We start from the raw sequence: 8203 nt of genomic DNA, 5'->3' as shown, positions 1-8203 counted from the left end.
CCCTTGAATGAGTCAGTCATGATAGGGAGGCTGGCGTCGAAGTCCGGGGGATTGACCTGCAGGCAGCAGCCTGCCCTCGCGGATCGGAACCCGCGGTCGCAGTGCGGGCCTGCTGATTGCTCCGGTACCGGTAGGAGCGCCTCATGGTGGGCGCCGTCACGGCTGCAAACCAGGAGACCGCCATGGAGTTGATATCGAGCGCTTTCGGCCACGCTGCCGAAATGCCCCGGCGCTGCACCTGCGAGGGCGAAGACCTCGCGCCGCCGCTGCAGTGGAAGGATGTGCCGCCGAACAGCGCCAGCCTCGCATTGATCGTCGACGACCCGGACGCGCCGGACCCGGCCAAGCCGCAGCGCACCTGGGTGCACTGGGTGGCGCTGGACATCCCGCCCGGTGCGGGCGGTTTACCCGGCGAGGGCCAGGCGCTGCCGGCGGGCAGCCGCGAAGGCCTCAACGACTGGAAGCGCCTGGGCTACGGCGGCCCGTGCCCGCCGATCGGCCGGCACCGCTACTTCTTCAAGCTCTACGCGCTGGACACCACGCTCGCGCAGCTGAAGCAGCCGACCAAGGCCCAGCTGGAGCAGGCGATGAAAGGCCACGTGCTGGCCGAGGCGGTACTGATGGGCACCTACCAGAAGCAGGGCGCTTGAGCCGGCCTGTCAATGACTCGGGCCACCGGGGCTGAGAGGCACCGGCGGCCGTCTTGCCGGCGTCAGGCCGCCACCGCCGCGGGGCTTGAGGCCACCGGGTTGACGGCCCAGCACGCCACGTGCTGTTGACCGGTCAGTTCCAACGCCGGCTCGACCTGCGCACAGCGGTCGAACGCCAGTGGGCAACGGGTGCGGAACGGGCAGCCGGTGGGGCGGTCGATCGGCGAGGGCAGTTCGCCCTTCAGGATGACGCGTTCGCGCCGCATCGTCGGGTCCACCGTCGGCGTGGCCGACAGCAGGGCCTTGGTGTACGGATGCTGCGGATTGTCGAAGACCGCGTCGCGCGGGCCTTGCTCGACGCAGCGGCCGAGGTACATCACCATCACGTCGTCGGCCACGTGGCGAACCACGCCCAGGTCATGCGAGATGAAGACATAGGCCACGCCCAGCGCCTGCTGCAGGTCGTCCAGCAGGTTCAACACCTGCGCGCGGATCGACACGTCCAGCGCCGACACCGGCTCGTCAAGCACCAGCACGCGGGGCTTGAGCATCAGCGCACGGGCAATCGCCACGCGTTGGCGCTGGCCGCCCGAGAACATGTGCGGGTAGCGGTTGAAGTGCTCTTCGCGCAGGCCCACCTGGCGCAGCATCGCGCGGGCCTGGGCCTCGCGCTCGGCCGCGTCCTTGCCAAGACCGTTGACCAGCAGTGGCTCCGTCAGCGCGTCGCCCACGGTCTGGCGCGGGTTCAGCGAGCCGTATGGGTTCTGGAACACGATCTGGATCTGGCGGCGCAACGCGTGGCGCAGCGCCGCGTCGGCGTGAGCGACATCCTTGCCGTCGATCATCAACTGGCCGCTGGTCGGCAGCTCGATCATCGTCAGCAGGCGCGCCAGCGTCGACTTGCCGCAACCCGATTCACCGACGACCGCCAGCGTGCGGCCCTCTCGCACCGAAAAGCTGACGCCGGCCAAGGCCTGCACCGTGGCGGTGCCCTTCATCCAGCCGCGCGAGACGGGGTAATCGCGGCGCAGGTCACGGGCTTCGAGCACCGGGGCGGTAAGGGTGGTGTTCGTGCTCATGCGGCTTGGGCCTCCACCTGCAGCGGCGAGGGTTGGCCGTTGACCAACGGGGTGACGCACAGCGCGCGGCCCAGCGCGTCGCTGGCGGGCAGAGGTGCGGCGGCGCGGCAGGCCGGCTGCGCGAACGGGCAGCGCGGCGAGAACAGGCAACCGGTGGGGCGGTCGAACTGGCCGGGCACCATGCCGTCGATCGCTGCCAGTCGCTCGCCCTGGCGCGCGCGCTCGGGCAGAGCCGACAGCAGCGCCGCGGTGTAGGGGTGGTGCGGGTCGGTGAACAAGGTGTCGGCGCGCTGGGTTTCGACCGGGCGGCCGGCGTACTGCACCAGCACGCGGTCGGCACCTTCGGCCACCACGCCCAGGTCGTGCGTGATCAGCACCAGCGCCATGCCGGTGTCGCGCCGCAGCGCCTGCAGCAGGTCCAGGATCTGGGCTTGGATCGTCACGTCAAGCGCGGTGGTCGGCTCGTCGGCGATCAGCAGGCGCGGCTTGCAGGCCAATGCCATCGCGATCATCACGCGCTGGCTCATGCCACCCGACAACTGGTGCGGGAAGGCCCGGACGCGGCGCGCCGGGTCGGGGATGCCAACCTGGTCCAGCAGGTCGATCACGCGCTTCTTGCGCGCATTGCGATCGAGGTCGGTGTGCTCGGCCAGTGCTTCGCCGATCTGATAGCCGACGGTGAAGCAGGGGTTCAGCGAGCTCATCGGCTCCTGGAACACCATCGCCACGTCGCGGCCAACGAGGGCTCGGCGCTGCTTGGGCGTCATCGCGAGCAGGTCCTGTCCGTCGAACATCATGCGTTCGGCTTTCACCGTCGCCGTCCACGGCAGCAGGCCCATGATGGCCAGCATCGCCACCGACTTGCCGGAGCCGGATTCACCGACGATCGCCAGCACTTCGTTCGGCGCGACGTGCAGATCCACGCCATCGACCGCGCGGAACGCACCGCCGCGGGTAGCGAAGCTGACAGTCAGCCCCTTGATATCCAGCAAGGGCCCACTCATGTTTTTCTCATTTTGGGGTCAAGGGCGTCGCGCAGGCCGTCGCCGGCGAGGTTGATCGACACCACGGTGATCAGGATGGCCAGGCCAGGCAGCGTGACCAGCCAGGGATCGGAGCGGATGAACTCGCGCGCGTCGGCCAGCATCGTGCCCCACTCGGCGGTGGGCGGCTGCGCGCCCAGACCGAGGAAGCCGAGCGCGGCCGCTTCGAGGATCGCGTCCGACACGCCGAGCGCGGCCTGCACGATCAGCGGCGCCAGACAATTCGGCAGCACCGTGTGGAACATCAGGCGCCAGCCGCCGACACCGGCCACGCGAGCGGCGGTGACGTAGTCCTTCTTCAACTCGGCCAGTGCCGAGGCCCGCAGCAGCCGCACATAACGAGGCAGGTAGACGATCGTCACTGCGATGATGGTGTTGGCCAGACTGGGGCCCAACACCGCGACGACGAGGATGGCCAGCACCAGGCTGGGCACCGCCATGATCAGGTCCATCACCCGGGTGATCGCGACGTCCACCGCCTGGCCCAGCGAGGCGCAGGCCAGGCCCAGCAGCACGCCGATCACGAACGACACGCCCATCACCGACATGCCGATGAACAGCGAGATGCGTGCGCCGTGAATCAGGCGCGTCAGCATGTCGCGGCCCAGGCTGTCGGTGCCGAGCAGGAAGCGGGTCGAGCCGCCTTCGGCCCAGACCGGTGCGGCGCGCACCGCGTCGCGGAACTGCTCGGTGGGTGAGTAGGGCGCGACCCAGTCGGCCAGCAGCGCCAGCACGACGACGATGGTGACGATGACCAGGCCGGCGACGGCGCCCTTGTTCTCGCTGAAGGCGAGCCAGAACGAGCGCAAAGGTGAAGGCGGCGGCGGCGAAGCGGCCGGCGGCGCAACGAGGACTTGGGTTTCAGGCATGACGGATACGGGGGTTGATCAACCCATAGGTCAGGTCGACCAGCAGGTTCACGCCGATCACGATGGTGGAGACGAGCATCACGCCGCCTTGCAGGGCCGGGTAGTCGCGGCGGGAGATCGACTCGATCAGCCACTTGCCGACGCCCGGCCAAGAGAAGATGGTTTCGGTCAGCACCGCGCCGGCCATCAGCGCACCGACCTGCAGGCCGATGACCGTGACGACCGGGATCAGCGCATTGCGCAGCGCGTGCACGCCGATCACTCGCCAGGCCGGTAGGCCCTTGGCGCGGGCGGTGCGCACGTAGTCCTCGCTCAGCACCTCGAGCATCGCCGAGCGTGTCATGCGAGCGATCACCGCCAGCGGGATCGTGCCGAGCACGATGCCGGGCAGCACCAGGTGGTGCAGCGCGTCTTTCACCGCCCCGGCCTGGCCCGACAGCCAGGCGTCGATCACCATGAAGCCGGTGACCGGCTCGAAGTAGTACTGGATCAGGTCGATGCGGCCGGACACCGGGGTCAAGCCCCAGCGCTCGCCGACGAACATGATCAGCAGCAGGCCCCACCAGAAGATCGGCATCGAGTAGCCGGTGACCGACAGGCCCATCAGCGCCTGGTCGTACAGGCTGCCGCGCTTGGCGGCGGCCATCGTGCCGGCTGGCAGGCCGATCAGCGCGGCGAAGAGCATCGCGAACAGGCTCAGCTCCAGCGTGGCCGGGAACAGCGYCGCGAACTCGGTCAACACCTTCTGGTTGGTGGCCAGCGAGGTGCCGAAGTCGCCATGCAGCAACTGCCACATGTAGTCGGCGAACTGCTTCCACACCGGTTGGTCCAGCCCCAGCTCGTGGCGGAACTGGGCCAGGCGCTCGGGCGAGATGCCGCGTTCGCCCACACGGACCTCGACCGGGTCACCCGGCACCAGCCGGATGGCCACGAAGGTCACGAACATCAGTGCGATGAAGGTCGGAACGGTCAGCGCCAGGCGGCGCCAAAGAAACTTCAGCATGAATTGTTGCGGCCCTCGAAAGGGCCGCTGTCTCACTCTCTTATGTCAGCCCCGAAGGGCTGGGGCGCTATTGTCGCCGCCGATCACCACACGTCGCTGCGTGTCAGCAGGAACCAGGCGCCGTGGTTGAGCTGGTAGACGCTGACCGAGCCGTAGCGCTGTTCGCCGTCTTCGGCAAAACGCATGCTGCTGGTCACCGGTGCCAACGCGTCAACGCTCTTCAGCGCCGGCACCAGCTTGTTGCCGTCGGCCGACTTGGCCTTCTTCAGCGCGGCGGCCAGCACGTACACCGCGTCGTACGAGTAGTGCGCGGCGTAGACGGGCTCGTGCTTGAAGCGGGCGCGGAACTTCTCCAGGAACGGCTTGCCGCCGGTGAACTCGGCCGCGCCGATGATCGGCGAGGTGGCGTAGATCGTGCCGACAGCCGGGTTGACCTTCAGCATGCCTTCGGTCTTGATCGTGTCGCTGCCGACGATCTGCATGTTCTTCATGCCGGCCAGCACCATCTGGTCGGCCAGCGCGACGATCTGGAAGTCCGCCAGCGTGGTGACGAAGATGTCGACCTTCTTCTCCAGCAGCTGAGCAATCAGCGCCTTGAAGTCGGTCGTCTTGTCGTCCAGYGAAGCACGCACGCCGATCGTCTTGCCCTTCAGCTGCGCCAGCGCGTTTTCGGCCAGGCTCTTGCCGTAGGGCGTGTTGTCGTCGACGACGGCGAACACGTGGTCACCCGGCAGGCCGCCAGCGATCGAGCCCATCGCCTTGGACTGCAGCGCGTCGCTGGCCACCAGGCGCAAGGTCGTCGGCAGGCCCAGCTTGGTGTACTCGGGCTTGGTCGAGATCGCCAGCTGCGGGATCATCTTCTCGGCGTACAGCGGCGCGGCGGCGATGCTGACACCCGAGTTCAGGTGGCCGATGACGGCGATCACGCCGCCGTCGATCAGCGTCTTCGCCGCAACCTTGCCGGCCTCGGCGTCGGCCTTGTCGTCGGCCGTCATGATCTCCAGCTTGACGATCTTGCCGTCGATCTTCAGGCCTTCCTTGTTGATGTCGTCGATGGCCATCTGGGTGCCATCGACCATGTCCTGGCCCAGATCTTTCAACGGACCGGACAGCGGCTGCGCCACGCCAATCTTCACCGTGTCCGGCACGCCGGGATGGCAGCCGGTCAGGGCGGCCATGCCGACCAGCACCAGCAGGCCAAGAGCAACACGGGTATGGGCAAACATTGTCATGGCGGGTCTCACTTCCTCACTTCAGGTCGACACCTTTGAACTCATGCGTGTTGAACGGGCTTTGTTTGTAGCCCGTCACTTCTTTACGCATCACCTCGTAGACCACCGAGTGCGCGATCTTGAAGTCGGGGGCTTCTTCGTGCTCGATGGCCTGCATTTCCTCATACAGCTTGGCGCGCGCCTTGTTGTCGGTCAAGGTGCGGGCCTTCTCCAGAAGCGCGTCAAAGGGCTTATTGCACCACTTCGACAAGTTCTGTCCACCCGGGCGTGCGGCATCGCAACCATGCAGGAAGAAGAAATTGTCGGGATCGCCGTTGTCGCCGTTCCAGCCCAACATGCCGGTCAGGTGCTCGCCTTGCTGCAGGCGCTTGCGGTACTCGCCCCATTCGTAGGTGACGAGCTTGGCGTTGACACCGATCTTGGCCAGGTCGGACTGCATCATCTCGGCCATGCGCTTGGCGTTCGGGTTGTACGGGCGCTGCACCGGCATGTACCAGAGGTCCACTTCCATCGGCGTCTTCACGCCGGCCTTGGCCAGCAGCTCCTTCGCCTTGGTCGGGTCATACGGCCAGTCCTGCACCTTGTCGTTGTAGCCCCACAGGGTCGGCGGCATCAGGTTCTTGGCCGGCGTGCCGGCACCCAGGTAGACCTCTTTCAGGATCGCGGCCTTGTCGATCGCCATCGTGAAGGCCTGGCGGACTTCCTTCTTGTCAAACGGGGGCTTCTGCGTGTTGAACGACCAGTAGGCAATGTTCAGGCCAGGCAGGTTGGTGACCTTCAGTGCCGGGTCCTTCTGCATCTCGGGCAGGTCGGCCGGGCGCGGGTAACCCGACAGGTGGCACTCGCCGGCCTTCAGCTTGGAGTAGCGCGCGGTCGCGTCCGGCGTGATCGCATAGACCAGGTCGTCGACCAATGCCTTCTCGCCCCAGTAGGCCTTGTTGGCCTTGTAGCGGATGACGGCGTCTTTCTGGTAAGTGACGAAGCTGAACGGGCCGGTGCCCACCGGCACCTGGTCGAACTGCTCCTTCTTGTTGGCCTTGGCCAGCGTGTCGGCGTACTCGGCCGAGCCGATGGCGGCGAAGTCCATCGCCAGGTTCGGCAGCATCGTGACGTTAGGGTTCTTCAACGTGATGCGCACGGTCAGCGGATCGACCTTCTCGACCGCCACCAGGCCGTCCTTGAAGCCCATGTCGGCGAAGTAATCGTACTTGCCGCCGGAGACCTTGGCGTACGGGTGCTCGGGCTTCCATTGGCGCTCGAACGACCAGACCACGTCGTCGGCGTTCAGGTCGCGCGTCGGGGTGAAGCCGGCCACGCTGTGGAACTTGACGCCGGCACGCAGCTTGAAGGTGTAGGTCTTGCCGTCGGGCGAGATGGTCCAGCTTTCGGCCAGGCCCGGCTCGACCTGGGTCGAACCACGCATGAAGTGGGTCAGCCGGTCATAGACGGGGCGGGCCGCGTCGAAGCTGGTGCCGGTGGTGTTCAGCGCCGGGGTGAAGTTTTCGGGCGAACCTTCGGAGCAATAGACCAGGGTCTTGGCCTGCACACCAGTGGCGGCGAGCAGGGCCAGGGCGGCGAGTTTGTGCATCGAAGGGGTGGAGCGTTGATAGCTCATGCAGGAATCTCCTAGGACGGTTGTGCCGTGCGTTGGGGATTGAAGAATAGGGTGCCGCGAGGGCAAGGGACGCAAGGTGCGGCATTCTGAACCGGATATCCACGCAAACCCCGTGCCCGACACTGGGGTTTTTCCTGTTGATACAGGCTTGCGGCGGGCTCGATGGTGCCTGCCGACGTCTGTTTGAGGACACACATGTTGAAGAAATGCTGGCAAGCCGCGCTGTTCGTGGTCGCTGCTGCCTTGGCCACACCGTTGGCCGCCCAGTACTCATCGGCGCCGTTGAAAGTCGCCTTCGTCTACGTCAGCCCGGTCGGCCAGGCCGGCTGGACCTACCAGCACGACCAGGGCCGGCAAGACCTGGAGGCGTTTCTCGGCAAGCGCGTGAAGACGACGGTGGTCGAGTCGGTGCCAGAAGGAGCCGACGCCGAGCGAGTGATGCGCGACTTGGCGGCGCAGGGAAATCAGATGATCATCGCGACCAGCTTCGGCTACCTCGAGCCGGCGCTGCGCGTGGCGACCGATTACCCGAACGTCAAGTTCGAGCATGCCGGTGGCTACAAGACCGCACCCAACCTGTCGACCTACAACGCCCGCTTCTACGAGGGCCGCTACCTGGCGGGCATCATTGCCGGGCACCACAGCAAGAGCGGTGTGGTCGGCTACGTGGCGGGCTTTCCGGTGCCTGAGGTGGTGCAAGGCATCAATGCCT

General features: G+C 66.6%; 8 protein-coding genes. 2 read left to right on the top strand and 6 right to left on the bottom strand.

Annotated features, from left to right (window positions below):
* Nucleotides 1–182: 182 nt before the first annotated feature.
* On the top strand, nucleotides 183–650 hold the full coding sequence (locus AC1DYI_RS20770) for a YbhB/YbcL family Raf kinase inhibitor-like protein (protein WP_477206030.1): 468 nt from the start codon (nucleotides 183–185) through the stop codon (nucleotides 648–650).
* Between the two features lie 62 nt (nucleotides 651–712).
* Here the strand turns inward: AC1DYI_RS20770 and AC1DYI_RS20765 are convergent, their stop codons facing one another.
* The 6 genes from AC1DYI_RS20765 to AC1DYI_RS20740 all read right to left on the bottom strand — a co-directional run bounded on the left by AC1DYI_RS20765 (nucleotide 713) and on the right by AC1DYI_RS20740 (nucleotide 7464).
* On the bottom strand, nucleotides 713–1729 hold the full coding sequence (locus tag AC1DYI_RS20765) for an ABC transporter ATP-binding protein (protein WP_477206029.1): 1017 nt from the start codon (nucleotides 1727–1729) through the stop codon (nucleotides 713–715).
* Complete coding sequence (locus AC1DYI_RS20760) at nucleotides 1726–2733, bottom strand: ABC transporter ATP-binding protein (RefSeq protein WP_477206028.1); 1008 nt, start codon at nucleotides 2731–2733, stop codon at nucleotides 1726–1728. Before AC1DYI_RS20760 ends, AC1DYI_RS20765 begins: the two co-directional genes overlap by 4 nt.
* Entirely contained in the window at nucleotides 2730–3641 is a 912-nt protein-coding gene (locus AC1DYI_RS20755) for an ABC transporter permease subunit (protein ID WP_477206027.1), read from the bottom strand. The genes AC1DYI_RS20760 and AC1DYI_RS20755 overlap by 4 nt, the downstream gene beginning before the upstream one ends.
* Nucleotides 3634–4644 carry an ABC transporter permease subunit gene (locus AC1DYI_RS20750; protein ID WP_477206026.1) on the bottom strand — a complete coding sequence of 337 codons (1011 nt, stop codon included), beginning with the start codon at nucleotides 4642–4644 and terminating at the stop codon, nucleotides 3634–3636. Before AC1DYI_RS20750 ends, AC1DYI_RS20755 begins: the two co-directional genes overlap by 8 nt.
* 83 nt (nucleotides 4645–4727) lie before the next feature.
* Nucleotides 4728–5876 (bottom strand): branched-chain amino acid ABC transporter substrate-binding protein, encoded by a 1149-nt coding sequence (locus AC1DYI_RS20745; protein WP_477206025.1) that lies wholly within the window; start codon nucleotides 5874–5876, stop codon nucleotides 4728–4730.
* Nucleotides 5877–5892: 16 nt separating this feature from the next.
* Nucleotides 5893–7464, bottom strand: coding sequence for an ABC transporter substrate-binding protein (locus tag AC1DYI_RS20740; RefSeq protein ID WP_477206024.1), 1572 nt, complete (start codon nucleotides 7462–7464; stop codon nucleotides 5893–5895).
* Between the two features lie 222 nt (nucleotides 7465–7686).
* On the opposite strand from AC1DYI_RS20740, the gene AC1DYI_RS20735 reads away from it, so the two are divergent.
* A partial coding sequence (locus tag AC1DYI_RS20735) for a BMP family ABC transporter substrate-binding protein (protein ID WP_477206023.1) occupies nucleotides 7687–8203 on the top strand: 517 nt, incomplete at its 3' end.

It is taken from the genome of Ideonella sp. P3_A4 (assembly GCF_056403075.1).
The sequence above is the reverse complement of the archived record's forward strand: the minus strand, read 5'-3'. Positions and strand labels throughout refer to the sequence as shown.

Excerpts from the sequence above, each read along its gene's own strand:
- AC1DYI_RS20770 (WP_477206030.1), top strand. The coding sequence starts at position 183 with ATGGAGTTGATATCGAGCGCTTTCGGCCACGCTGCCGAAATGCCCCGG.
- AC1DYI_RS20765 (WP_477206029.1), bottom strand. The coding sequence starts at position 1,729 with ATGAGCACGAACACCACCCTTACCGCCCCGGTGCTCGAAGCCCGTGAC.
- AC1DYI_RS20760 (WP_477206028.1), bottom strand. The coding sequence starts at position 2,733 with ATGAGTGGGCCCTTGCTGGATATCAAGGGGCTGACTGTCAGCTTCGCT.
- AC1DYI_RS20755 (WP_477206027.1), bottom strand. The coding sequence starts at position 3,641 with ATGCCTGAAACCCAAGTCCTCGTTGCGCCGCCGGCCGCTTCGCCGCCG.
- AC1DYI_RS20740 (WP_477206024.1), bottom strand. The coding sequence starts at position 7,464 with ATGCACAAACTCGCCGCCCTGGCCCTGCTCGCCGCCACTGGTGTGCAG.